Source organism: Streptomyces sp. NPDC001668 (assembly GCF_042893155.1).
In the GTDB taxonomy this organism is placed as follows: domain Bacteria; phylum Actinomycetota; class Actinomycetes; order Streptomycetales; family Streptomycetaceae; genus Streptomyces.
The window spans coordinates 30,676-53,095 of the sequence record NZ_JBIAUQ010000023.1 but is presented as its reverse complement, the minus strand read 5'-3'; the positions used below and the strand labels follow the sequence as shown (position 1 = coordinate 53,095).

General features: G+C 66.8%; 36 protein-coding genes. 1 reads left to right on the top strand and 35 read right to left on the bottom strand.

All coding sequences use genetic code 11. The annotated features are described in order from the left end of the window. Positions 1-15 precede the first annotated feature (15 nt). From truA to ACFYZ8_RS42250, 34 genes are all read right to left on the bottom strand, one after another. Positions 16-870: a tRNA pseudouridine(38-40) synthase TruA gene (gene truA / locus ACFYZ8_RS42415; protein WP_359031361.1), complete on the bottom strand. Its 855-nt coding sequence runs from the start codon at positions 868-870 to the stop codon at positions 16-18. An 85-nt stretch (positions 871-955) separates the two neighbouring features. After that, positions 956-1,465, bottom strand: a complete 510-nt coding sequence (rplQ, locus tag ACFYZ8_RS42410) for a 50S ribosomal protein L17 (RefSeq protein ID WP_359031362.1) — start codon at positions 1,463-1,465, stop codon at positions 956-958. 84 nt (positions 1,466-1,549) lie between these two features. Then, on the bottom strand, positions 1,550-2,572 hold the full coding sequence (locus ACFYZ8_RS42405; RefSeq protein ID WP_003966937.1) for a DNA-directed RNA polymerase subunit alpha: 1,023 nt from the start codon (positions 2,570-2,572) through the stop codon (positions 1,550-1,552). 244 nt (positions 2,573-2,816) lie between these two features. Continuing rightward, on the bottom strand, positions 2,817-3,221 hold the full coding sequence (rpsK, locus tag ACFYZ8_RS42400; protein ID WP_003956432.1) for a 30S ribosomal protein S11: 405 nt from the start codon (positions 3,219-3,221) through the stop codon (positions 2,817-2,819). 70 nt (positions 3,222-3,291) lie between these two features. Beyond that, positions 3,292-3,672, bottom strand: a complete 381-nt coding sequence (gene rpsM / locus ACFYZ8_RS42395) for a 30S ribosomal protein S13 (protein WP_037680379.1) — start codon at positions 3,670-3,672, stop codon at positions 3,292-3,294. 186 nt (positions 3,673-3,858) lie between these two features. Next, positions 3,859-3,972 carry a 50S ribosomal protein L36 gene (rpmJ, locus tag ACFYZ8_RS42390; RefSeq protein WP_003998809.1) on the bottom strand — a complete coding sequence of 38 codons (114 nt, stop codon included), beginning with the start codon at positions 3,970-3,972 and terminating at the stop codon, positions 3,859-3,861. Between the two features lie 59 nt (positions 3,973-4,031). Then, complete coding sequence (gene infA / locus ACFYZ8_RS42385; protein WP_003948620.1) at positions 4,032-4,253, bottom strand: translation initiation factor IF-1; 222 nt, start codon at positions 4,251-4,253, stop codon at positions 4,032-4,034. A 141-nt stretch (positions 4,254-4,394) separates the two neighbouring features. Further along, positions 4,395-5,231: a type I methionyl aminopeptidase gene (map, locus tag ACFYZ8_RS42380; protein ID WP_359031363.1), complete on the bottom strand. Its 837-nt coding sequence runs from the start codon at positions 5,229-5,231 to the stop codon at positions 4,395-4,397. Between the two features lie 127 nt (positions 5,232-5,358). Then, complete coding sequence (locus ACFYZ8_RS42375) at positions 5,359-6,021, bottom strand: adenylate kinase (protein ID WP_359031364.1); 663 nt, start codon at positions 6,019-6,021, stop codon at positions 5,359-5,361. Beyond that, complete coding sequence (gene secY / locus ACFYZ8_RS42370) at positions 6,021-7,334, bottom strand: preprotein translocase subunit SecY (protein ID WP_359031365.1); 1,314 nt, start codon at positions 7,332-7,334, stop codon at positions 6,021-6,023. The genes ACFYZ8_RS42375 and secY overlap by 1 nt, the downstream gene beginning before the upstream one ends. 176 nt (positions 7,335-7,510) lie before the next feature. Continuing rightward, a complete protein-coding gene (gene rplO, locus ACFYZ8_RS42365; RefSeq protein ID WP_003974249.1) occupies positions 7,511-7,966 on the bottom strand; it encodes a 50S ribosomal protein L15 in 456 nt (151 codons plus the stop codon). A 2-nt stretch (positions 7,967-7,968) separates the two neighbouring features. Next, on the bottom strand, positions 7,969-8,151 hold the full coding sequence (rpmD, locus tag ACFYZ8_RS42360; protein WP_005481207.1) for a 50S ribosomal protein L30: 183 nt from the start codon (positions 8,149-8,151) through the stop codon (positions 7,969-7,971). Next, entirely contained in the window at positions 8,151-8,759 is a 609-nt protein-coding gene (gene rpsE / locus ACFYZ8_RS42355) for a 30S ribosomal protein S5 (protein ID WP_030671799.1), read from the bottom strand. The genes rpmD and rpsE overlap by 1 nt, the downstream gene beginning before the upstream one ends. Before the next feature lie 39 nt (positions 8,760-8,798). Next, a complete protein-coding gene (gene rplR, locus ACFYZ8_RS42350; protein WP_352389235.1) occupies positions 8,799-9,182 on the bottom strand; it encodes a 50S ribosomal protein L18 in 384 nt (127 codons plus the stop codon). A 3-nt stretch (positions 9,183-9,185) separates the two neighbouring features. Beyond that, a complete protein-coding gene (rplF, locus tag ACFYZ8_RS42345) occupies positions 9,186-9,725 on the bottom strand; it encodes a 50S ribosomal protein L6 (protein WP_359031366.1) in 540 nt (179 codons plus the stop codon). A gap of 25 nt (positions 9,726-9,750) precedes the next feature. Then, complete coding sequence (gene rpsH / locus ACFYZ8_RS42340) at positions 9,751-10,149, bottom strand: 30S ribosomal protein S8 (protein WP_007384075.1); 399 nt, start codon at positions 10,147-10,149, stop codon at positions 9,751-9,753. Between the two features lie 210 nt (positions 10,150-10,359). Then, positions 10,360-10,545 (bottom strand): type Z 30S ribosomal protein S14, encoded by a 186-nt coding sequence (locus tag ACFYZ8_RS42335; RefSeq protein ID WP_003948630.1) that lies wholly within the window; start codon positions 10,543-10,545, stop codon positions 10,360-10,362. Positions 10,546-10,550: 5 nt separating this feature from the next. After that, positions 10,551-11,108, bottom strand: a complete 558-nt coding sequence (rplE, locus tag ACFYZ8_RS42330) for a 50S ribosomal protein L5 (RefSeq protein WP_007384074.1) — start codon at positions 11,106-11,108, stop codon at positions 10,551-10,553. Continuing rightward, positions 11,108-11,431 carry a 50S ribosomal protein L24 gene (gene rplX / locus ACFYZ8_RS42325; protein ID WP_003992365.1) on the bottom strand — a complete coding sequence of 108 codons (324 nt, stop codon included), beginning with the start codon at positions 11,429-11,431 and terminating at the stop codon, positions 11,108-11,110. Before rplX ends, rplE begins: the two co-directional genes overlap by 1 nt. Before the next feature lie 2 nt (positions 11,432-11,433). Continuing rightward, positions 11,434-11,802: a 50S ribosomal protein L14 gene (gene rplN, locus ACFYZ8_RS42320; protein WP_003998823.1), complete on the bottom strand. Its 369-nt coding sequence runs from the start codon at positions 11,800-11,802 to the stop codon at positions 11,434-11,436. A 97-nt stretch (positions 11,803-11,899) separates the two neighbouring features. Beyond that, positions 11,900-12,187 carry a 30S ribosomal protein S17 gene (rpsQ, locus tag ACFYZ8_RS42315; protein WP_007384073.1) on the bottom strand — a complete coding sequence of 96 codons (288 nt, stop codon included), beginning with the start codon at positions 12,185-12,187 and terminating at the stop codon, positions 11,900-11,902. Continuing rightward, on the bottom strand, positions 12,187-12,411 hold the full coding sequence (rpmC, locus tag ACFYZ8_RS42310) for a 50S ribosomal protein L29 (protein ID WP_005481220.1): 225 nt from the start codon (positions 12,409-12,411) through the stop codon (positions 12,187-12,189). The genes rpsQ and rpmC overlap by 1 nt, the downstream gene beginning before the upstream one ends. After that, complete coding sequence (gene rplP, locus ACFYZ8_RS42305; RefSeq protein ID WP_004927269.1) at positions 12,411-12,830, bottom strand: 50S ribosomal protein L16; 420 nt, start codon at positions 12,828-12,830, stop codon at positions 12,411-12,413. Before rplP ends, rpmC begins: the two co-directional genes overlap by 1 nt. Before the next feature lie 5 nt (positions 12,831-12,835). Continuing rightward, positions 12,836-13,672 (bottom strand): 30S ribosomal protein S3, encoded by an 837-nt coding sequence (gene rpsC / locus ACFYZ8_RS42300; RefSeq protein ID WP_359031368.1) that lies wholly within the window; start codon positions 13,670-13,672, stop codon positions 12,836-12,838. Further along, the gene (rplV, locus tag ACFYZ8_RS42295; RefSeq protein ID WP_003974262.1) at positions 13,672-14,019 is read right to left on the bottom strand and encodes a 50S ribosomal protein L22; all 348 of its coding nucleotides are present in this window, start codon (positions 14,017-14,019) and stop codon (positions 13,672-13,674) included. Before rplV ends, rpsC begins: the two co-directional genes overlap by 1 nt. Positions 14,020-14,063: 44 nt before the next feature. Then, the gene (gene rpsS, locus ACFYZ8_RS42290; RefSeq protein WP_007384069.1) at positions 14,064-14,345 is read right to left on the bottom strand and encodes a 30S ribosomal protein S19; all 282 of its coding nucleotides are present in this window, start codon (positions 14,343-14,345) and stop codon (positions 14,064-14,066) included. Positions 14,346-14,357: 12 nt separating this feature from the next. Continuing rightward, the gene (gene rplB / locus ACFYZ8_RS42285) at positions 14,358-15,194 is read right to left on the bottom strand and encodes a 50S ribosomal protein L2 (RefSeq protein ID WP_007384068.1); all 837 of its coding nucleotides are present in this window, start codon (positions 15,192-15,194) and stop codon (positions 14,358-14,360) included. A gap of 38 nt (positions 15,195-15,232) precedes the next feature. Continuing rightward, positions 15,233-15,652, bottom strand: coding sequence for a 50S ribosomal protein L23 (gene rplW / locus ACFYZ8_RS42280; protein ID WP_031040143.1), 420 nt, complete (start codon positions 15,650-15,652; stop codon positions 15,233-15,235). Continuing rightward, positions 15,652-16,308, bottom strand: coding sequence for a 50S ribosomal protein L4 (rplD, locus tag ACFYZ8_RS42275; protein ID WP_164423752.1), 657 nt, complete (start codon positions 16,306-16,308; stop codon positions 15,652-15,654). Before rplD ends, rplW begins: the two co-directional genes overlap by 1 nt. A 5-nt stretch (positions 16,309-16,313) precedes the next feature. Next, positions 16,314-16,958 (bottom strand): 50S ribosomal protein L3, encoded by a 645-nt coding sequence (gene rplC / locus ACFYZ8_RS42270; protein ID WP_020135811.1) that lies wholly within the window; start codon positions 16,956-16,958, stop codon positions 16,314-16,316. A 17-nt stretch (positions 16,959-16,975) separates the two neighbouring features. After that, positions 16,976-17,284 carry a 30S ribosomal protein S10 gene (rpsJ, locus tag ACFYZ8_RS42265; protein ID WP_003948644.1) on the bottom strand — a complete coding sequence of 103 codons (309 nt, stop codon included), beginning with the start codon at positions 17,282-17,284 and terminating at the stop codon, positions 16,976-16,978. 482 nt (positions 17,285-17,766) lie between these two features. Then, the gene (locus ACFYZ8_RS42260; RefSeq protein ID WP_388541829.1) at positions 17,767-18,597 is read right to left on the bottom strand and encodes a hypothetical protein; all 831 of its coding nucleotides are present in this window, start codon (positions 18,595-18,597) and stop codon (positions 17,767-17,769) included. Positions 18,598-18,668: 71 nt separating this feature from the next. Further along, the gene (locus tag ACFYZ8_RS42255; RefSeq protein WP_359031370.1) at positions 18,669-19,022 is read right to left on the bottom strand and encodes a hypothetical protein; all 354 of its coding nucleotides are present in this window, start codon (positions 19,020-19,022) and stop codon (positions 18,669-18,671) included. Positions 19,023-19,098: 76 nt separating this feature from the next. Then, positions 19,099-20,301: an acyltransferase family protein gene (locus ACFYZ8_RS42250; RefSeq protein WP_388541968.1), complete on the bottom strand. Its 1,203-nt coding sequence runs from the start codon at positions 20,299-20,301 to the stop codon at positions 19,099-19,101. A gap of 227 nt (positions 20,302-20,528) precedes the next feature. On the opposite strand from ACFYZ8_RS42250, the gene ACFYZ8_RS42245 reads away from it, so the two are divergent. Further along, the gene (locus tag ACFYZ8_RS42245; RefSeq protein WP_388541826.1) at positions 20,529-20,996 is read left to right on the top strand and encodes a hypothetical protein; all 468 of its coding nucleotides are present in this window, start codon (positions 20,529-20,531) and stop codon (positions 20,994-20,996) included. 109 nt (positions 20,997-21,105) lie between these two features. On the opposite strand, the gene tuf is transcribed toward ACFYZ8_RS42245, so the two are convergent. Then, complete coding sequence (tuf, locus tag ACFYZ8_RS42240) at positions 21,106-22,299, bottom strand: elongation factor Tu (RefSeq protein ID WP_007384061.1); 1,194 nt, start codon at positions 22,297-22,299, stop codon at positions 21,106-21,108. Positions 22,300-22,420: the final 121 nt, after the last annotated feature.

The window sequence follows — 22,420 nt, the reverse complement described above, 5'->3', positions numbered from 1 at the left end:
TACGTCGGCGGCCGGTCAGCAACCGGCCGCCGGCAACGACCGCCGGTTCCGCGCTTCCCTGCTCCGCGCCGCCAGCAACTCGTCGGCGGGGTAACCGACTTCCTCCAGCGTCAGCCCGTGCGGCCGTACGACATGGACGGCGCTGTCCCGGACACCCGCGTCCAGCACCTTCCGGGGCCACTCCACACCCCGGTGCCCGTCCCCCACGAACAGCAGCGCGCCGACCATGGACCGCACCTGGTTGTGGCAGAAGGCGTCGGCCCGGACCTCGATCTCGACGACCCCGTCCGCCCGCCGCCGCACCCCGAAGTCCAGGATCTCGCGGATCGTCGTCGCGCCCTCACGCTTCTTCGCGTACGCCGCGAAGTCGTGCTCCCCGACGAGGGACTTGGCGGCCGCGTCCATGGCGGCGACGTCCAACTCCCAGTCGTGCCACAGCACATGGTTGCGCAGCAGGGGGTCCACGCCACCGGGCAGGTCCCCCACCCGGTAGACGTACCGCCGCCACAGAGCGGAGAACCGCGCGTTGAACCCGCCCGGAGCCTCCCGCACGGACCACACCCGCACGTCCTTCGGCAACCGCCCCGCCAGCCGCTTCAGCAGCTTCTCGCGATGCTCCCCCCACAGCCCCTCCGGCAGATCCACGTGCGCCACCTGCCCGCGCGCATGCACCCCGGCATCGGTCCGCCCGGCCACGGTCAGTTCGTACGTCACGTCCCTCGACCGGGTCACCGTCCGCAGCGCGTCCTCGATCTCACCCTGCACGGTCCGCCGTCCCCCGGCCTGCTTGGCCCATCCGGAGAAGTCGGTTCCGTCGTAGGAGAGGTCGAGGCGGACACGGACGTAACCGGGCTGTACTTCGTCGCTCACCCCTGGATCCTCTCAGGAACATCGAACCGGAATGCCAGACGGGCCCGCCCCCCGGAAGGGGCGGGCCCGTCACGACGCGGAAGCGTCAGGCGTCCTTGGACTCCTCGGCGGCGTCCTCGGCCTCGTCGGCCTTGGCCGTGTCGACCTTGGTCTCCTCGGCGGCCGGAGCAGCCTCGGTGTCCTTGGCGGCACGCTTGGTGGCGGCCTCGGCCTCACCCGTCGCCTGCTGCGCGACCGTCAGCGCCTCGACCAGCTCGATGACAGCCATGGGCGCGTTGTCGCCACGACGGTTACCGATCTTGGTGATGCGGGTGTAGCCACCGGGACGGTTCTCGTAGCGCGGGCCGATCTCGGTGAAGAGCGTGTGCACGACGCTCTTGTCCGTGATTACCTGGAGCACCTGACGGCGGTTGTGAAGGTCGCCCTTCTTCGCCTTGGTGACCAGACGCTCGGCGTACGGACGCAGCTTGCGCGCCTTCGCCTCGGTGGTGGTGATACGGCCGTGCTCGAAGAGGCTCTTCGCGAGGTTCGCGAGGAGCAGCTTCTCGTGCGCGGCGCTGCCGCCCAGACGGGCACCCTTGGTGGGCTTCGGCATGTCTTTCTCCTTGGTATCTGCCCCGGCCGTATCAGGTACCGGGGTCAGGAACCCGGTGAGCGGATGCTCACCGGCAACAACCGATCAGTACTGCTCGGTCTCCACGAAACCCGCGTCCGCGTCGTCGTCGGCGCCGAAGGCGTCGGCGGCGGCGGTCGGGTCGAATCCGGGCGGGCTGTCCTTCAGGGCCAGGCCCATGCCGGCCAGCTTCGCCTTGACCTCGTCGATGGACTTCGCACCGAAGTTGCGGATGTCCAGGAGGTCGGCCTCGGAACGCGCCACGAGCTCACCCACGGAGTGGATGCCCTCACGCTTGAGGCAGTTGTACGACCGAACGGTGAGCTCGAGCTCCTCGATCGGCAGGGCGAGGTCAGCGGCAAGGGCGGCGTCCGTGGGGGACGGGCCCATGTCGATGCCCTCGGCGTCGATGTTCAGCTCGCGGGCGAGACCGAACAGCTCGACCAGGGTCTTACCGGCGGAGGCCATGGCGTCACGCGGACGCATCGCCTGCTTGGTCTCGACGTCGACGATCAGCTTGTCGAAGTCGGTGCGCTGCTCGACACGGGTCGCCTCGACCTTGTACGTGACCTTGAGCACGGGGCTGTAGATGGAGTCGACCGGGATACGGCCGATCTCCTGGCCCACCTGCTTGTTCTGCACGGCGGAGACGTAACCGCGGCCACGCTCGACCGTGAGCTCCATCTCCAGCTTGCCCTTGCCGTTGAGCGTGGCGAGGACGAGGTCGGGGTTGTGCACCTCGACACCGGCCGGGGGCGCGATGTCGGCGGCGGTGACCAGACCCGGGCCCTGCTTGCGCAGGTACATCACGACCGGCTCGTCGTGCTCCGAGGAGACGACCAGCTGCTTGATGTTGAGGATCAGGTCGGTGACGTCCTCCTTGACGCCCGGCACGGTGGTGAACTCGTGCAGAACGCCGTCGATGCGGATGGACGTGACCGCCGCACCCGGGATCGAGGAGAGGAGCGTACGACGCAGGGAGTTGCCGAGCGTGTAACCGAAGCCCGGCTCCAGCGGCTCGATCACGAACCGGGAGCGGAACTCGTCGACGACCTCTTCGGTCAACGAGGGACGCTGAGCGATCAGCATGTGAATCCTTCAGTTCAGGGGCACCCACTATTTGATGCCCTGAGGCCACCAGGCGGAGCCTGACGGGTTACTACAAGGGTACGGGCGATACGCCCCTTACAGAGCCGTACCGCCCGAAACCACTGCCTGCGAACGCGACGCGTCAGACGCGACGACGCTTCGGCGGACGGCAGCCGTGCTGCGACATTGTGGGGGGCGACCCCCACACCCCCAGCCGACAGCCGAGCCGCCCTGAGCCGGTGCGTCAGACGCGACGACGCTTCGGCGGACGGCAGCCGTTGTGCGGCGTGGGCGTGACGTCCTGGATCGAGCCGACCTCGAGGCCGGTGGCCTGGAGGGAGCGGATCGCGGTCTCACGGCCGGAGCCGGGACCCTTGACGAACACGTCCACCTTGCGCATGCCGTGCTCCTGCGCGCGGCGGGCGGCCGACTCGGCGGCCATCTGCGCGGCGAAGGGGGTGGACTTGCGCGAGCCCTTGAAGCCGACGTGGCCGGCGGAGGCCCAGGAGATCACGTTGCCCGAGGGGTCCGTGATCGAGACGATCGTGTTGTTGAACGTGCTCTTGATGTGGGCGTGCCCGTGAGCGACGTTCTTCTTTTCCTTGCGGCGCACCTTCTTGGCAGCGCCCTGACGACCCTTGGGGGGCATCTACAAACTCCTACGGGGAGGTGGTCGGTCCTACAGCGAAGACCGCTGATGAAGCGTTGTCCGCTGAGGACTACTTCTTGCCCGGCTTCTTCTTGCCGGCGATGGCGCGACGCGGGCCCTTGCGGGTACGAGCGTTCGTGCTGGTGCGCTGACCACGGACGGGCAGACCACGGCGGTGCCGCAGACCCTGGTAGCAGCCGATCTCGACCTTGCGGCGGATGTCGGCCTGGATCTCGCGACGGAGGTCACCCTCGGTCTTGATGTTGTTGTCGACGTACTCACGAATCGCGACGAGCTGCTCCTCGGAGAGGTCGCGAACGCGGGTGTTCGGGTCGATACCGGTCTCCGCCAGCGTCAGCTGGGAGAGAGTCCGGCCGATGCCGAACACGTAGGTCAGGGCGACCTCCACGCGCTTTTCGCGCGGGATGTCAACACCGGAAACGCGTGCCACTTCAATGGCTCCTGGTGATCTTCGGAGGTCTTCCACAGAACCGGTTCCCAGCCGCCGTACCAGGTACGAACTGGGTCCCCGGCCTCCGAACCGGGGGTGTCAGACGAAGGACGTCTGGGCTCTGCGTATGAACAAATTCAGCTTGCGTCGCGCGAAACTCTGCGAGAGCAGAGGGTCGGTCGTGCGTCAGCCCTGGCGCTGCTTGTGGCGCGGGTTCTCGCAAATGACCATGACCCGGCCGTGACGGCGGATCACCCTGCACTTGTCGCAGATCTTCTTGACGCTCGGCTTGACCTTCATGGGATTGAGGTTCTCCGGGTCAGTGCCACCACCCCGCCGAAACGGGATGCGGGCAAGATCTACTTGTACCGGTAGACGATCCGGCCACGCGTCAGGTCGTACGGAGACAGCTCCACCACGACCCGGTCGTCAGGGAGGATACGGATGTAGTGCATACGCATCTTGCCGCTGATGTGAGCCAGGACCTGGTGGCCGTTCTGGAGCTCGACCTTGAACATGGCGTTCGGAAGAGACTCGACGACAGTGCCCTCGATCTCGATGGCACCTTGCTTCTTGGCCACGCTTCGCCCTTCGAATCGACTACCTTGATCGACTCTCGCCTACCACATGCGGACATGCGGGTGCACGAGAGCCGACGAGTCAGTCTACGTCAGCGTCTCCAGAAACACGAATCGAGGAAGGATGCCCCATAACGTAGATCATTAAGCAAGGGGGTCGGGAGCGGCGGTGACGCCGTGCTCGGCGAGCTTCGCCTTGCCCCCGTCGGGAGCCGTCAGCACCAGCGGGCCCTCGTCGGTCAGCGCCACCGAGTGCTCCCAGTGCGAGGACCAGGTGCCGTCCGTCGTGATGACCGTCCAGTCGTCCGACAGGACCTCCGTCTTCGGGGTGCCCAGGGACACCATCGGCTCGATCGCCAGGCAGAACCCGCTGACCAGCTTCGGCCCCTTGCCCCGGCGCCGGTCGACGTAGTTCAGCAGGTGCGGGTCCATGTGCATCTCGGTGCCGATGCCGTGGCCGCCGTAGTCCTCGATGATCCCGTAGCGGCCGCCGCCCGGCTTCGGCTGGCGGCGGATGTACGTCTCGATGGCCCGGGAGACGTCGACGAGCCGGTTGCCCTGCTTCATCGCCGCGATGCCGGCCCACATCGACTCCTCGGTGACCCGGGAGAGCTCGATCAGCTCGGGGGCGTGCCCGGAGCCCACGAAGGCGGTGTACGCCGCGTCGCCGTGCCAGCCGTCGATGATCGCGCCGCAGTCGATGGAGATGATGTCGCCGTCCTTGAGGACGACGTCGTCGGACGGGATCCCGTGCACCACGACCTCGTTCACGGAGGTGCAGATCGTCGCCGGGAAGCCGCCGTACCCGAGGAAGTTCGGCTTCGCGTCGTGCTCCGCGAGCACCTTGCGCGCGACCTGGTCGAGGTCCCTGGTGGTGGCCCCGGGCACCGCGGCCTCTCGGGTCGCCGCGTGGATGGCGGCGACGACCAGCCCCGCCTCGCGCATCTTGGCGATCTGCTCGGGGGTCTTGATCTGCACCATGCGGCGGGAGCCTTTCGAGGGAAGAGGGACGGGCGCCATCAACGATACGTGCACCCACACAGCAGCCGCGGCCCCCTCGGAAGGGAACCGCGGCTGTCGTACACGGTAGACCGCTGCGGAGGAACCGCTAGGCGGCGTCGTTCTCGTGCTGGAGCGCCTCCATGGCGCGGCCGGTGACGTCCTCCACCTTGCCGAGCGCCGAGATCGTGACCACCAGGCCCTGGGCCTTGTAGTAGTCGATGATCGGCTCGGTCTGGGTGTGGTAGACCTCCAGGCGCTTGCGCACCGTGTCCTCGGAGTCGTCGTCGCGCTGGTACAGCTCGCCGCCGCAGACGTCGCACACGCCGTCCTGCTTCGGCGCCTTGTACGAGACGTGGAAGACGTGCGCGGAGTCGTTGCGGCAGATCCGGCGGCCGGCGATGCGCTTGACGACCTCCGCCTCGGGTACCTCGAGGTCCAGCACCGCGTCCAGCTTCATGCCCTCGTGCTGCAGCATCTCGTCGAGCGACTCGGCCTGCGAGACGTTCCGCGGGAAGCCGTCGAGCAGGAAGCCGTTCACGGCGTCCGGCTGCTCCATGCGGTCCTTGGCCATCCCGATGGTGACCTCGTCCGGAACCAGGTTGCCCGCGTCCATGTAGGACTTCGCGAGCTTGCCGAGGTCCGTCTGCTGGCTGATGTTGGCGCGGAACAGGTCGCCCGTGGAGATGTGCGGGATCGACAGGTTCTGGGCGAGGAACGCGGCCTGCGTTCCCTTACCGGCACCCGGCGGCCCGACGAGGACGATACGCATCAGCGGAGGAACCCTTCGTAATTGCGCTGCTGGAGCTGGCTCTCGATCTGCTTCACCGTCTCGAGACCCACACCCACGATGATCAGGATGCTGGTCCCGCCGAACGGGAAGTTCTGGCTTGCCCCGAAGCCGACCAACGCCATCGTTGGCACAAGAGCGATCAGACCCAAGTACAGCGAACCCGGCCAGGTGATCCGGTTGAGTACGTAGCTCAGGTACTCAGCGGTCGGTCGGCCAGCCCGGATGCCCGGGATGAAGCCACCATACTTCTTCATGTTGTCGGCGACTTCCTCGGGGTTGAAGGAGATCGCCACATAGAAGAACGCGAAGAAAACGATGAGCAAGAAGTAGAGGGTGATGTAGATCGGGTGGTCACCCTTGACGAGGTTGGCCTGGATCCACGTCTTCCAGCCCGAGTTGCTGTTCGAGAACTGCGCGATCAGAGCCGGGATGTAGAGCAGCGACGACGCGAAGATGACGGGAATCACACCGGCCTGGTTGACCTTCAGCGGGATGTACGTCGACGTACCGCCGTAGGAACGACGGCCGATCATGCGCTTCGCGTACTGCACGGGGATACGGCGCTGGGCCTGCTCGACGAAGACCACCAGGCCGACCATGACCAGGCCGACCGCGATGACGGTGCCGAACTCGATCCAGCCGCCGGCCAGGGTGCCCTGCTTCTTGATGGCCCACAGCGCGGACGGGAAGGTGGCGGCGATCGAGATGAACATCAGGATCGACATGCCGTTGCCGATGCCGCGGTCGGTGATGAGCTCACCGAGCCACATGACGACGGCCGTACCGGCGGTCATCGTGATGACCATGACGATCGTGGTGAAGATCGCCCGGTCGGGGACGATGCTCGACGCGACGGTGCAGCCGGAGAAGAGGGCGCCGCTACGGGCGGTGGCCACCAGGCCGGTGCCCTGCAGGATGGCCAGCGCCACCGTGAGGTAACGGGTGTACTGCGTGATCTTCGCCGTACCGGCCTGGCCCTCCTTCTTGAGGGCTTCCAGGCGGGGGATCACCACGGTCAGCAGCTGCAGAATGATGCTCGCCGTGATGTACGGCATGATGCCGAGCGCGAAGATGGTGATCTGCAGCAGCGCGCCGCCGCTGAACATGTTGACCAGACCGAAGAGTCCCGTGTTGCCGGACGCCTGGTCCACACACTCCTGGACGGACTTGTAGTCGACGCCAGGGATCGGGATGTGGGTACCCACCCGGTACACCACGATGATGGCGAGCGTGAAGAGCAGCTTCTTGCGCAGGTCGGGCGTCTTGAACGCCCGGGCGAACGCGGTGAGCACGGTGCCTCCTGCGACCCCCGCGCTACTGCGTCAAGGGTGACGGTCTTGAGGTTCGACGAATATGTGGGAAAGCAGTGCAGGCCACCTTACCCGGGCCGCCGCCTGCCGTGGAACGACCAACCGGGGATACCTCGTTGTGAGGTATCCCCGGTGGGTACTGCTTCAGGTCATCGTGCTCAGACGAGCTCGGTGACCGTGCCGCCGGCGGCGGTGATCTTCTCCTTGGCGGAGCCGGAGACGGCGTCGACCGTCACCTGCAGCGCCACGGAGATCTCGCCCTGGCCGAGGACCTTGACGAGGCTGTTCTTGCGAACGGCACCCTTGGCCACCAGACCCTCGACGGTGACCTCGCCACCCTCGGGGTAGAGCGCGGCCAGCTTGTCGAGGTTCACGACCTGGAACTCGGTCTTGAACGGGTTCTTGAAGCCCTTCAGCTTCGGAAGACGCATGTGGAGGGGCATCTGGCCACCCTCGAAGCGCTCCGGAACCTGGTAACGGGCCTTCGTACCCTTGGTACCACGACCGGCCGTCTTACCCTTCGACGCCTCACCACGACCCACACGGGTCTTGGCGGTCTTGGCGCCCGGGGCGGGACGGAGGTTGTGGATCTTGAGCGGGTTGTTCTCCGCCATGATCAGTCGACCTCCTCGACCGTCACGAGGTGGCGGACGGTGTGCACCATGCCGCGGAACTCGGGGCGGTCCTCCTTGACGACCTGCGTGTTGATGCCCTTGAGACCAAGGGAACGCAGGGTGTCACGGTGGTTCTGCTTGCTGCCGATGTACGACTTCGTCTGCGTGATCTTGAGCTGAGCCATTACGCAGCACCAGCCCCGGCACGCGCACGGAGCAGAGCCGCGGGAGCGACGTCCTCGAGGGGCAGACCGCGGCGGGCCGCGATCTCCTCGGGACGCTGCAGGCCCTTCAGGGCCTCCACGGTCGCGTGCACGATGTTGATCGCGTTCGACGAGCCGAGCGACTTCGACAGCACGTCGTGGATACCGGCGCACTCCAGGACGGCACGCACGGGACCACCGGCGATAACACCGGTACCCGGCGAAGCCGGCTTGAGGAGCACGACGCCGGCAGCCTTCTCACCCGTGATCGGGTGCGGGATGGTGCCCTGGATACGGGGGACCTTGAAGAAGTGCTTCTTGGCCTCCTCAACACCCTTGGCGATGGCGGCCGGCACCTCCTTGGCCTTGCCGTAACCGACACCCACGGTGCCGTCACCGTCGCCCACTACGACGAGCGCAGTGAAGCTGAAGCGACGACCACCCTTCACAACCTTGGCGACGCGGTTGATCGCGACAACGCGCTCAACGTACGCGGTCTTCTCGGCGGCAGCAGCGCCGCCGTCACGGCCCTTCCGGTCCCGCCGCTCGCCGCCACCGGCACCGCCACCGCGGCGCTGGGGTCCAGCCATTGGAATTACCTCTCTCTTTTTCCGCTAGCTACGAACGGCTCAGAACTTCAAGCCGGCTTCGCGGGCGGCGTCCGCCAGGGCGGCGATGCGCCCGGCGTACTGGTTGCCACCACGGTCGAACACGACAGCCTCGACACCGGCGGCCTTGGCGCGCTCGGCGACCAGGGCACCGACCTGCTTGGCCTGCGCCGACTTGTCGCCCTCGCCACCGCGCACCGTGGTGTCCAGGGTGGACGCCGACGCCAGGGTGTGACCCTTGATGTCGTCGATCACCTGGGCCACGATGTGGCGGTTGGAGCGGGTAACGACCAGACGGGGACGCTCCGCCGTACCGGAGAGCCGCTTGCGGATCCGGATGTGACGGCGCTTGATCGCGGCGCGCTTGTAGGCGTCGCCCTTCAGGATCTTCTGTCCGTATGCCATGGCTTACTTACCCGCCTTTCCGACCTTGCGGCGGATGACTTCGCCCTCGTACTTGACACCCTTGGCCTTGTACGGGTCGGGCTTGCGCAGCTTGCGGATGTTGGCCGCAACCTCGCCGACCTTCTGCTTGTCGATGCCCTCGACCGAGAACCGGGTGGGGGCCTCCACCTTGAAGGTGATGCCCTCGGGGGCCTCGACGGTGATCGGGTGGCTGTAGCCGAGAGCGAACTCGAGGTTCGAACCCTTGGCCTGCACGCGGTAACCGACACCGCTGATCTCGAGCTTCTTCACGTAACCCTGGGTCACGCCGGTGATCATGTTCGCCACCAGCGTGCGGGACAGGCCGTGCAGGGCCTTGTTCTGACGCTCGTCGTTGGGGCGGGTGACGTTGAGAACGCCGTCCTCACCCTTGGCGATGTCGATCGGCGCAGCGATGGTGTGCGAGAGGGTGCCCTTGGGGCCCTTCACCGACACCGTACGGCCGTCGATGGTGACGTCCACGCCGGCGGGAACCGTGATGGGGAGCTTGCCAATACGCGACATAGCTGTTTCCTCCGATTCCTTTCCGCTACCAGACGTAGGCGAGAACTTCTCCGCCTACGCCCTTCTTGCCGGCCTGCTTGTCGGTGAGGAGCCCGTGCGACGTGGAGATGATCGCCACGCCCAGGCCGCCCAGCACCTTCGGCAGGTTGGTGGACTTCGCGTACACCCGGAGACCGGGCTTGGAGATCCGCTTGATGCCCGCGATGGAGCGCTCACGGTTCGGGCCGAACTTCAGCTCGAGAACGAGGTTCTTGCCGACCTCGGCGTCCTCGACCTTCCAGCCCGTGATGAAGCCCTCCTGCTGGAGGATCTCCGCGATGTGAGACTTGATCTTGGACGCCGGCATCGTCACGGAGTCGTGGTATGCCGAGTTCGCGTTCCGCAGACGCGTAAGCATGTCTGCGATCGGATCAGTCATGGTCATGAATTGGCCTTCGGCCTCTCTCGCCGGGGTTTCCAGGTGCCCATCCCTCTCCTCGATCCGAGACGAGGCGGGTGCGGTGCGGTGGACCTACGGCGTAGTAAGTCGTATGGGCGTCCAGGCGCCCAACCCTCCTAGCCTAAGCCATGGAGGGGTGGGCACCTGACACTGCCCTTTACTTACCGAGAGCTTCGGGAATCCCCAAGTAGGGGATTACCAGGAGCTCTTGGTCACGCCCGGCAGCTCGCCACGGTGAGCCATCTCACGAAGGCACACGCGGCACAGGCCGAACTTGCGGTACACGGAGTGGGGACGGCCGCAGCGCTGGCAGCGCGTGTAGCCACGCACGCCGAACTTGGGCTTGCGAGCAGCCTTCGCGATCAGAGCCTTCTTCGCCATCTCGCTCACGCCTCCTTGAAGGGGAAGCCGAGGTGACGAAGGAGCGCGCGGCCCTCAGCGTCGTTGGTCGCCGTGGTCACCACGGTGATGTCCATGCCCCGGGTACGGTCGATCTTGTCCTGGTCGATCTCGTGGAACATGACCTGCTCGGTGAGACCGAAGGTGTAGTTGCCACGGCCGTCGAACTGCTTGGGGGACAGACCACGGAAGTCGCGGATGCGCGGCAGCGCGAGCGACAGGGTGCGGTCCAGGAACTCCCACATGCGGTCGCCACGGAGCGTGACGTGGGCACCGATCGGCTGGCCCTCACGCAGCTTGAACTGCGCGATGGACTTACGGGCCTTGGTGACGGCCGGCTTCTGACCGGTGATCGTGGTGAGGTCGCGGATCGCGCCGTCGATCAGCTTGGAGTCGCGGGCGGCGTCGCCCACACCCATGTTGACCACGATCTTGACGAGGCCGGGGATCTGCATGACGTTCTCGTACTTGAACTCGTCACGCAGCTTGCCCGCGATCTCCTCGCGGTACTTCGTCTTGAGACGCGGAGTCGTGGTGGTAGCCATCAGATGTCCTCACCCGTCCGCTTGGCAACGCGGATCTTGTTGCCCTCGTCGTCGAAGCGGTAACCGACACGCGTGACGACCTTGTTGCCGTCCTTCTCAACGACCAGCTGGACGTTGGAGACGTGGATCGGCGCCTCGGTCGTGACGATGCCACCGGCCTGCGAACCGCGAGCGGTCGGGCCGGCCTTGGTGTGCTTCTTGACCCGGTTGACACCCTCGACCAGGACGCGGTCCTCGCGGGGGAAGGCCGCGATGACCTTGCCCTGCTTGCCCTTGTCCTTACCGGTGATGACCTGGACCAGGTCGCCCTTCTTGATCTTCATGCTTACAGCACCTCCGGCGCGAGCGAGATGATCTTCATGAACTTCTTCTCGCGCAGCTCACGGCCGACGGGGCCGAAGATACGGGTGCCGCGAGGGTCGCCGTCGTTCTTCAGAATGACGGCGGCGTTCTCGTCGAAGCGGATGTACGAGCCGTCCGGACGGCGGCGCTCCTTGACGGTGCGAACGATGACCGCCTTGACGACGTCACCCTTCTTCACGTTGCCACCGGGGATCGCGTCCTTGACGGTGGCGACGATGACGTCACCGATGCCCGCGTAGCGGCGACCGGAGCCACCGAGCACACGGATGCAAAGGATCTCCTTCGCACCAGTGTTGTCGGCGACACGCAGTCGCGACTCCTGCTGGATCACGTCTATCTCCTGTTTGTCTGCCGGTTCCCCGGGGGCCGTTCAGGAACGGCCCCCGGAGCCTGGCGGAACTGTCCTGCGAGGGGTGCCTCGCAGGAAATTACTTGGCCTTCTCGAGGATCTCGACGACGCGCCAGCGCTTGGTCGCCGACAGCGGGCGGGTCTCCGCGAGGAGGACCCGGTCGCCGACGCCGGCAGCGTTCTGCTCGTCGTGCGCCTTGAGCTTGTTGGTACGGCGGATGACCTTGCCGTACAGCGCGTGCTTGACGCGGTCCTCGACGGCGACGACGACGGTCTTGTCCATCTTGTCGCTGACGACGAGACCCTCACGGGTCTTGCGGAAGCCGCGGGCCTCTGCAGTCTGCTCAGTCACGTTGCTCTCACTCATCAGGCGCTCTCCACCGTCTCGATGCCCAGCTCGCGCTCACGCATCAGGGTGTAGATCCGCGCGATGTCCTTACGGACGGCCTTGAGCCGACCGTGGTTCTCGAGCTGACCGGTCGCCGCCTGGAAGCGGAGGTTGAACAGCTCTTCCTTGGCTTCGCGGAGCTTGTTCAGCAGCTCCTCGTCACCCAGTTCGCGCAGCTCGGACGCCTTGGTACCGGCCGACATCACGCTTCACCTGCCTCGCGCTTGACGATCCGGCACTTCATCGGCAGCTTGTGGGCTGCGCGAGTAAGCGCCTCACGGGCGATCTTCTCGTTGGGGTAGGACAGCTCGAACATGACCCGGCCCGGGTGCACGTTCGCGATCCACCACTCCGGCGAACCCTTACCGGAACCCATGCGGGTCTCGGCAGGCTTCTTCGTGAGCGGGCGGTCCGGGTAGATGTTGATCCAGACCTTGCCGCCACGCTTGATGTGGCGGGTCATCGCGATACGGGCCGCCTCGATCTGGCGGTTGGTCACGTACGCCGGCGTGAGGGCCTGAATGCCGTACTCGCCGAACGCGACCGTCGTACCGCCCTTGGCCTGACCACGGCGCTTCGGGTGGTGCTGCTTGCGGTGCTTGACCCTACGGGGGATCAGCATGTCGGTCAGGCCTCCGTTCCGGTGCTCTCAGCCGGAGCGGCGGCAGCGGGAGCCTCGGCCTTGGGGGCCTCGGCGCCGGCAGCCTGCTGCGGCTTACGACCGCGCCGCTCGCCGCCGCCACCACGGCCACCACGGGCCGGGCGGTCGGCGCCGCCGCCACCGCGGGCCGGGCGGTTACCCGCACGGGCGGCAGCGTTCTCAGCGCGGACCTCGGCGATGTTCTTGACATCGCCCTTGTAGATCCAGACCTTCACACCGATGCGGCCGAAGGTCGTCTTGGCCTCGAAGAAGCCGTAGTCCACGTTCGCGCGGAGCGTGTGCAGGGGCACACGGCCCTCGCGGTAGAACTCCGAGCGGGACATCTCGGCGCCGCCGAGGCGGCCACCGCACTGGATCTTGATGCCCTTGGCGCCGGCCTTCATCGCCGACTGCATGCTCTTGCGCATGGCGCGGCGGAAGGAGACGCGGGAGGAGAGCTGCTCGGCGACGGCCTGGGCAACCAGCTGAGCGTCGGTCTCGGGGTTCTTGACCTCGAGGATGTTCAGCTGGACCTGCTTGCCCGTGAGCTTCTCGAGGTCACCGCGGATGCGGTCGGCCTCGGCGCCACGGCGGCCGATCACGATGCCCGGACGAGCGGTGTGGATGTCCACACGCACACGGTCACGGGTGCGCTCGATCTCCACCTTCGAGATGCCGGCGCGCTCCATGCCGGACGTCATCATCCGACGGATGGCGACGTCTTCCTTGACGTAGTCCTTGTACAGCTTGTCGGCGTACCACCGGGACTTGAAGTCCGTGGTGACACCGAGCCGGAACCCATGCGGGTTAACCTTCTGGCCCATTACCGGGTTCCTTCCTTGCTGCTGACGACCACGGTGATGTGGCTGGTCCGCTTGCGGATCCGGTAGGCACGGCCCTGGGCGCGCGGCCGGAACCGCTTCAGGGTCGGGCCCTCGTCGACGTACGCCTCGGAGATGAAGAGGCTGTCGGCGTCGGTGTGGTCGTAGTTGTGCGCGGCGTTGGCGATGGCGCTGTCGAGCACCTTGCCGACGGGCACGGAGGCGGCCTGCGGAGCGAATCGCAGGACCGCCTGAGCCTCCGTGGCGTCCATGCCACGGATAAGGTCCACCACGCGGCGGGCCTTCATGGGCGTAACGCGGATGTACCGCGCCTGGGCCCTGGCTTCCATGGTTGTCCCTCTCAGTTACTTACGTGTCTGAATGCGATCCGCGTTTAGCGGCGCTTCGACTTCCGGTCGTCCTTGACGTGACCCCGGAAGGTGCGCGTCGGCGAGAACTCGCCGAGCTTGTGGCCGACCATCGACTCGGTGACGAACACCGGGATGTGGGTCTTGCCGTTGTGCACCGCGATCGTGTGGCCGAGCATGGCCGGGACGATCATCGAGCGACGGGACCAGGTCTTGATGACGTTCTTGGAACCGGCTTCGTTCTGGGCGTCCACCTTCTTGATCAGGTGGTCGTCGACGAAGGGCCCCTTCTTGAGACTGCGCGGCATCTAAACCCGCTCCTAGCGCTTCTTGTTCGTCTTGCGGCGGCGGACGATGTACTTGTTCGAAGCCTTCTTCGGCGAACGAGTACGACCCTCCTTCTGACCCCAGGGGCTGACCGGGTGGCGACCACCGGAGGTCTTGCCCTCACCACCACCGTGGGGGTGGTCAACCGGGTTCATCGCCACACCGCGAACGGTCGGGCGGACGCCCAGCCAGCGCTTGCGGCCGGCCTTACCCCAGTTGATGTTGCTCTGCTCGGCGTTGCCGACCTCGCCGACCGTGGCGCGGCAGCGCTGGTCGACCAGGCGGATCTCACCGGAGGGCATACGAAGGTGGGCCATCGTGCCCTCCTTCGCCAGCAGCTGCACGGAGGCACCGGCGGAGCGGGCGAACTTGGCGCCGCCACCGGGACGGAGCTCGATCGCGTGGATCGTGGTACCGACCGGGATGTTGCGGAGCGCCAGGTTGTTGCCCGGCTTGATGTCGGCCCCGGGACCGTTCTCGACGCGGTCACCCTGCTGCAGGTTGCGCGGGGCGAGGATGTAGCGCTTCTCGCCGTCCGCGTAGTGCAGCAGCGCGATGCGCGCGGTGCGGTTGGGGTCGTACTCGATGTGCGCGACCTTCGCCGGCACGCCGTCCTTGTCATGGCGACGGAAGTCGATGACACGGTAGGCGCGCTTGTGTCCGCCACCCTGGTGGCGAACGGTCACACGACCGGCGTTGTTACGGCCGCCCTTGCTGTGCAGCGGGCGGACCAGCGACTTCTCCGGCGTGGACCGCGTGACCTCGACGAAGTCGGCGACGCTGGAGCCACGACGGCCCGGCGTAGTCGGCTTGTACTTGCGGATTCCCATTTCTCAGTCCTCGTCCGATATCGGACGATCCGACCCGCTTACGCGGACGGACCGCCGAAGATGTCGATACGGTCGCCCTCGGCAAGGGTCACGATCGCGCGCTTGCTGTCGGCACGCTTGCCGAAGCCGGTGCGGGTCCGCTTGCGCTTGCCCTGGCGGTTGATCGTGTTCACCCCGGTGACCTTGACCGAGAAGACCGCCTGGACGGCCTGCTTGATCTGGGTCTTGTTGGCGCCGGGGGCCACGATGAACGTGTACTTGCCCTCGTCGAGAAGCGCGTAGCTCTTCTCGGACACGACCGGCTTCAGCAGGACGTCACGGGGGTCCGTGAAGGCCTTGCTCGCCGGCGTGACGACGGTGTTCTTGCCCTCGGCGGCGTGGCGGCGCGCCTTGGCGACGCGCGCGGCCTTGGCGGCCTTCGCAGCCTTGGAGGCGATGCTCGGGTGACGCGTAGCCATCAGGCCTCGCTCCCTTCGGTGTCGTTGGCCTTCGGGCCGGACACGAAGGACTCGAAGGCGGCCTGGGTGAAGACCACGTCGTCCGAGACGAGAACGTCGTACGTGTTCAGCTGGCCCGGCTCCAGGATGTGGACCTGGGGCAGGTTGCGGGCGGACAGCCACGCGGCCTCGTCGGCGCGGTCGACGACCAGGAGCAGGTTCTTGCGCTCCGAGATCTTGCCGAACAGCGTCTTGGCGGCCTTCGTCGACGGGTTCTCACCCTCGACGACGCCGGAGACGACGTGGATGCGGTTGTGGCGGGCCCGGTCGGTGAGGGCGTGGCGCAGGGCCGCGGCCTTCATCTTCTTCGGGGTCCGCTGCGAGTAGTCACGCGGCACGGGGCCGTGGACGACGCCACCGCCGGCGAACTGCGGCGCACGGGTCGAACCCTGGCGGGCGCGGCCGGTGCCCTTCTGGCGGTACGGCTTCTTGCCGCCACCACGGACCTCGCCACGCGTCTTGACCTTGTGCGTGCCCTGACGGGCGGCGGCCAGCTGCGCGACGACGACCTGGTGGATCAGCGGGATGCTGACCTTCTCGACGTCGAAGATCTCGGCCGGGAGCTCTACGGTCCCGGCGGTGTCGCCGGAGGGCGACAGAATGTCAATGGTGCTCATAGTCCTCAGGCCCCCTTGGCCGCGGTGCGGACCAGGACGAGGCCGCCGTTCGGACCAGGAACCGCGCCCTTGATGAGCAGCAGGCCCTTCTCCGCGTCAACGGCGTGAACGGTCAGGTTCTGGGTGGTGACCCGCTCGTTGCCCATGCGACCCGCCATGCGGAGGCCCTTGAACACGCGGCCCGGGGTGGCGCAGCCACCGATGGAACCGGGAGAGCGGTGCTTGCGCTGGGTGCCGTGACCGGCGCCGAGGCCCTTGAAGTTGTGACGCTTCATGACACCGGCGAAGCCCTTGCCCTTGCTCTTGCCGGTCACGTCGACCTTGATGCCGGCCTCGAACACCTCAGCGGTGATCTCCTGGCCGAGGGTGTACTCGCTGGCGTCAGCGGTACGGATCTCGACGAGGTGGCGGCGGGGAGTGACGTCGGCCTTGGCGAAGTGGCCCTTGAGGGGCTTGTTCACCTTGCGCGGGTCGATCTCGCCGAACGCGATCTGGACGGACTCGTAGCCGTCGACGTCGTTCGTACGGACCTGGGTCACGACATTGGGGCCGGCCTTGACGACGGTGACCGGAACAACACGGTTGTTCTCGTCCCACACCTGCGTCATGCCGAGCTTCTCGCCCAGGATGCCCTTGATCTGCTTAGCCATCGTTCAGATCACCGGCCTCAGAGCTTGATCTCGATGTCGACACCGGCCGGGAGGTCGAGTCGCATCAGAGAGTCAACGGTCTTGGGGGTCGGGTCGAGGATGTCGATCAGGCGCTTGTGCGTGCGCATCTCGAAGTGCTCGCGCGAGTCCTTGTACTTGTGCGGCGACTTGATGACGCAGTACACGTTCTTCTCAGTGGGCAGCGGCACCGGGCCTGCGACCGACGCACCAGTGCGCGTCACCGTCTCGACGATCTTCTTCGCCGAGGAGTCGATGACCTCGTGGTCGTAGGCCTTGAGCCGGATGCGGATCTTCTGTCCCGCCATGGCTACTCGTTAGTCCTGTCTCTCTATAGCTCTGGAACCCGGTGTTCCCTTGACTTCCGCCGACCCACGCGGTCGGGTGTGTCGCACCCTCACTGACACAGATGTCCCTTGTTCGAACATCTTTTGCCTGAGAAAGAGGTTCACCGGGTGCCTGGTCGGCGCCGCACTGACACTTCCCGAAAGATTCCCGTACGTCCGTCCCAGCGCTGCCTTACGGCAGTTGGAACGACGAGTACTGTGGGACTCGCTTCCGGTCCTCCCGGCGGGAGGCGCGCAGCATCAACACTCGACCGAGCAACCCCGCTAGTCTGCCATACGGGGCAGGGGCCTGGCCAATCGAGCCGGAGACAATACCCCGAGAGTGACGCAGGTCAAACACAAGCCCGACACGGGAAGCCGTCCGCGGCGGCTCGGCGCATGCGCGGCCTGATCGTCGACGCGGCCCCGGACTGAGCAGGGGCCGGTCAGCGCTCCCCCTGGTGTCAGCGCACGTCCACGTGGTCCCCGCCGCTCGTCGCGGCGCCCGTCGTGTCGTTGCCGCCGTACGACCAGCGCCACGTCCCGTCCTTCGAGGCGGTGACCGTGGTCTTCAGGGCGCCGGTGCTGCTCGTCGTGACCTTCTTGACCGTGACGAAGGCGCTGGTGCCCGTCGCGCGGAACTGGAGGCTGACCGAACGGCCGCCGTAGCCGCCGTACTTCTTGGTCGCCCAGTCCGCCCGGGTCAGCTTGCCCGTGACGGTGATCCGCTTGCCCTTGACCACCGGTTCCGGAGCGGCGTCCACGGTGACCTTCGCCGCCCGCTTGAGCCGGACCGTCAGGGACCGGGTCTCCCGTTCGTGGGCCGCGAGGTTGCCGTTGGCCTTGAACAGGAGCAGGGAGACGCCGGTCTTCCAGGTGGTGGCGTCGGCGTTGGAGTCGACCTCGTCATGGCTCCGGTCGGGGTCGATGTACAGGGACCCCTCGCACTCGGCCTTCCGGTCGCTCTGCTCGTAGCAGGTGTAGCCGCCGGGCCCGATGTAGTTCTCCATGGAAGCGGCCAGGTCCTGCGGCAGGGCGCCCCGGTAGAGGAAGGGGTTCGCGTCGTACCGGGACGGGTCGCTCGTGCTGTACCCGGACGGCAGGGTGATCTTGAAGGTGAGGGACGGCTCCACCACCTTCGAGGTGCCCACGACGATCGGCTTGCCGCCGTTGATCACGATGTCCGACACCGTGATGCCGGTGTCACCGGCCTGGGCCGCCGGGGCGTTCAGGAGGATGAGGGCCAGCGCCCCCACGAGCGCGACCCCGGTGGCCGTACGTCTGCCAGTGGTCATTACCACCTCTTTCGCGGTGCGGAAAAGAAGCGGCAGACTATCTCATGACCTGTGCATGACTCCCACATGGGTCACGGCCAGTCCACCAGCACCGCGAACACCCCGTACACGACCGGCACCAGCACCGGTGCCGCCAGGGCAAGCCCCACCCGGCGGGCCGTGTTGCGGCGTTCCCACGGCAGGGCCCAGCCCGCCGCCAGCAGGAACAGGGCGATGCCCAGGCCCGCGAGCAGCACCGGGAAGGCGATGCCGAAGCTCGAGTCGAAGCGGTCGGCCTCGGGGGCCGTGCAGGAGTCGCAGGCCATCGCCGAGAAGCCGCCGAAGAAGTAGGCCAGCAGACACGCGGGCACGGTGAGGAGCGTCGAGAGCAGCGGGGCGACCCAGGCGCCGGTGGCGCGGTCGTCGTCGAGCGTGAGGTCCGGCATGGGTCCATCACAACGCCCCGCCACGCATGGCCGCATGAGCGTTCGTACTCAGAAAGCACGGTCGTCGTACGGACGTTCAGGCGCTCGCGTTCCGCAGCCGCGCGAACGACGTGTCCAGGCCCCGCTTCAGCAGCCGTGCCACCGGCCGCTCCACGAACCGGTGCACCAGCCAGCTCAGCAGCATGAAGCCGGCGATGACGGAGACGACCAGGAGGCGGGCGTCCATCGTGTCGCGCAGGCGGTTGATGACCGCCGTACCCGCCGCGTAGTGCATGAGATAGAGGGGGTACGTCAGGGCCCCCGCGGTCACCAGCCACTTCCAGCGGACGCGGTCCGTGGCGCCGAGGGCGATGGCGACCATGGCGAGCAGGAACACGGTGAAGATCGCCACGCTCCCCCGCCACCCCGACACATGCTCGACCTCGTCGATCCGGATGCCCAGTTCGCGCTGGCCCATCAGCCAGGCCATCGCGAGGATCCCCCACAGCAGCAGGTCCTGGCCGAAGCGGTGCATCAGGTAGAGGGAGAGGCCCGCGATGAAGTACCAGGCGCCCTCCGGGTTCGCGACCAGTGCCAGCAGGGGGAGCTTGGCGATCGGGGCGAGCATGGCCGCGGCGCCCCACACACAGCAGAAGACGACGACCTTGCGGTAGGTCAGGCCGCTCCAGACCACCACCAGGAAGAGGAGGTAGAAGCGGAGCTCGGACCAGAGGGTCCAGTAGACGCCGTCGACGTTCATGACGCCCGAACCGGACTGGAGCATCGTGAAGTTGAGGAGGACGTCACGGGTGCGCAGGCGGTCCCACACGCCCGGCAGGGCGACCAGGACGGCCGTGGTGAAGACGATGGCGAACCAGTACGCCGGGTACAGCCGGATCACCCGGGAGGTGAAGAACTGCCGTGGGGTACGGCCCCAGCAGGACATGCAGATCACGAAGCCGCTGATCACGAAGAAGATCTCGACGCCGATCCAGCCGTAGGAGGCGAACCGGAACACCGTCGGCATGATGTCGGAGACCGGGCGGTCCCAGATGCGGTTGCCGGGCCGGTCGACGCGGTTGGTGCCGGCGTAGTGGTGCACGGCGACCATCAGGGCGGCGAGGAGCCGGATGCCGTCGATGGCGTACAGCCGACGGCCGGCGCGGTCGCGTACGGCGGCGTGCCGGGCGGCGGGTGCGGGCCGGCCCGGCGGGGCGGGCACGGTGAGGGGCGGAAGCGGCTGCTGCAGGCCGCCGACGACCCTTCGCGGTATCGACCTTCTGCGCTCCGCATCCTGCATCGACACCTGCGTGTCCGTCCGTCCTCACGAGGGAATCCCGGGCCGGGAGTGGCCACCGGACGCTTCAGGCTACGACCCTCACAACCACCCCACAGCGGCCAGACAAGAACATTCCTCGCACCGCGGCGGGGAGTTGCCGCAAACCTCGCCGGACCGCTGCGAAGAGTTCCCCGAGGCTTCACTTGACGTCTTGCCGCGACGCCACGTACGCCCCGATGATCTCGGTCATGAGTGACACCGTCTACTCGGTCATCCCGACCGACCCGCACTGGCAGCCCGACCGCGATGCCGGCGACCGTGCCACGGCGCTCGTGACCCGCCTCGCCCCCGAGGACGACGGCGGGTTCGACAGCGAGATCGACGCCGACTGGTACGACACGGTCACCGCCGTCGACTGCGGCGAGAACCTGATGAAGATCGGCTGTCCGGCCTGCGGGGCGGCGATCGACCCCGAGTGGTACCGGGATCTGATCGAGGCCCACGCCGACGACGGGTTCGCCACCCTCGCCGTGATGGTCCCCTGCTGTGGGGCGGGAACCTCGCTGGACGCCCTGGACTACGACTGGCCCTGCGGGTTCGCCCGGTTCGAGATCGCCGTGTGGAATCCGGACCGGGAGCCGTTCGACGAGCGGGAGTTGAGCGCGATCGGGGAGGTTCTCGGCCACCCCGTGCGGCAGATCCGCGCCCACATCTGAGACCGGCCGGCATCTGCGGCCGGACAGGCGAAAGGGCCCGCACGACCGAAGTCGTACGGGCCCCTTCTGAGACCTACGGGTCTCGGAGACCTACCGGGTCAGAACAAGATCAGGCGGTGATCTTGGTGACCTGGCCGGCGCCGACCGTCCGGCCACCCTCACGGATGGCGAACTTCAGGCCCTCTTCCATGGCGACGGGCTGGATGAGCTCCACCTTCATCTCGGTGTTGTCACCCGGCATGACCATCTCGGTGCCCTCGGGGAGGGTCACGACGCCGGTCACGTCCGTCGTACGGAAGTAGAACTGCGGACGGTAGTTGTTGAAGAACGGCGTGTGGCGGCCACCCTCGTCCTTGGAGAGGATGTAGGCCTGGGCCTCGAACTGGGTGTGCGGCGTGACCGAACCCGGCTTGATGATGACCTGGCCGCGCTCGACGTCCTCGCGCTTGATGCCACGGAGGAGCAGACCGACGTTCTCACCGGCCTGGCCCTCGTCGAGCAGCTTGCGGAACATCTCGATGCCGGTGACCGTGGTGGTGGTCTTCTCGGTCTTGATGCCGATGATGTCGACGGTCTCGTTGACCTTGAGGACACCACGCTCGATACGACCGGTGACGACGGTGCCACGACCGGTGATCGTGAAGACGTCCTCGATCGGCATCAGGAACGGCTTGTCGACGTCACGCTCGGGCTGCGGGATCGCCTCGTCGACGGCGGCCATCAGGTCCAGGACCGACTGGCCCCACTCCTTGTCGCCCTCGAGCGCCTTGAGCGCCGAGACCTTGACGACGGGAACGTCGTCGCCCGGGAACTCGTACTCGGAGAGGAGCTCACGCACCTCGAGCTCGACGAGCTCCAGGATCTCCTCGTCGTCCACCATGTCGGCCTTGTTCAGGGCGACGACGATGTAGGGAACGCCGACCTGGCGGGCCAGGAGCACGTGCTCCTTGGTCTGCGGCATCGGGCCGTCGGTGGCGGCGACCACGAGGATGGCGCCGTCCATCTGCGCCGCACCCGTGATCATGTTCTTGATGTAGTCCGCGTGACCGGGGCAGTCGACGTGGGCGTAGTGACGCGTCTCGGTCTGGTACTCGACGTGCGCGATCGAGATGGTGATACCGCGCTGGCGCTCCTCGGGAGCCTTGTCGATCTGGTCGAACGCCGAGGCCTCGTTCAGGTCGGGGTACGCGTCGTGCAGCACCTTGGTAATGGCGGCCGTGAGGGTCGTCTTACCGTGGTCGATGTGACCGATGGTGCCGATGTTGACGTGGGGCTTAGTCCGCTCGAACTTCGCCTTCGCCACGGGGTCCTCCTGTGGAGTGGTTCTGAACGCCTTGCTTCATCGGCGCCAGGTGATCTTTGCTGGAAAGCCTCGGCCCGGGGGCACTCTCCCACAAACGCGGGTGAATGCCCCTCCGGGCTCC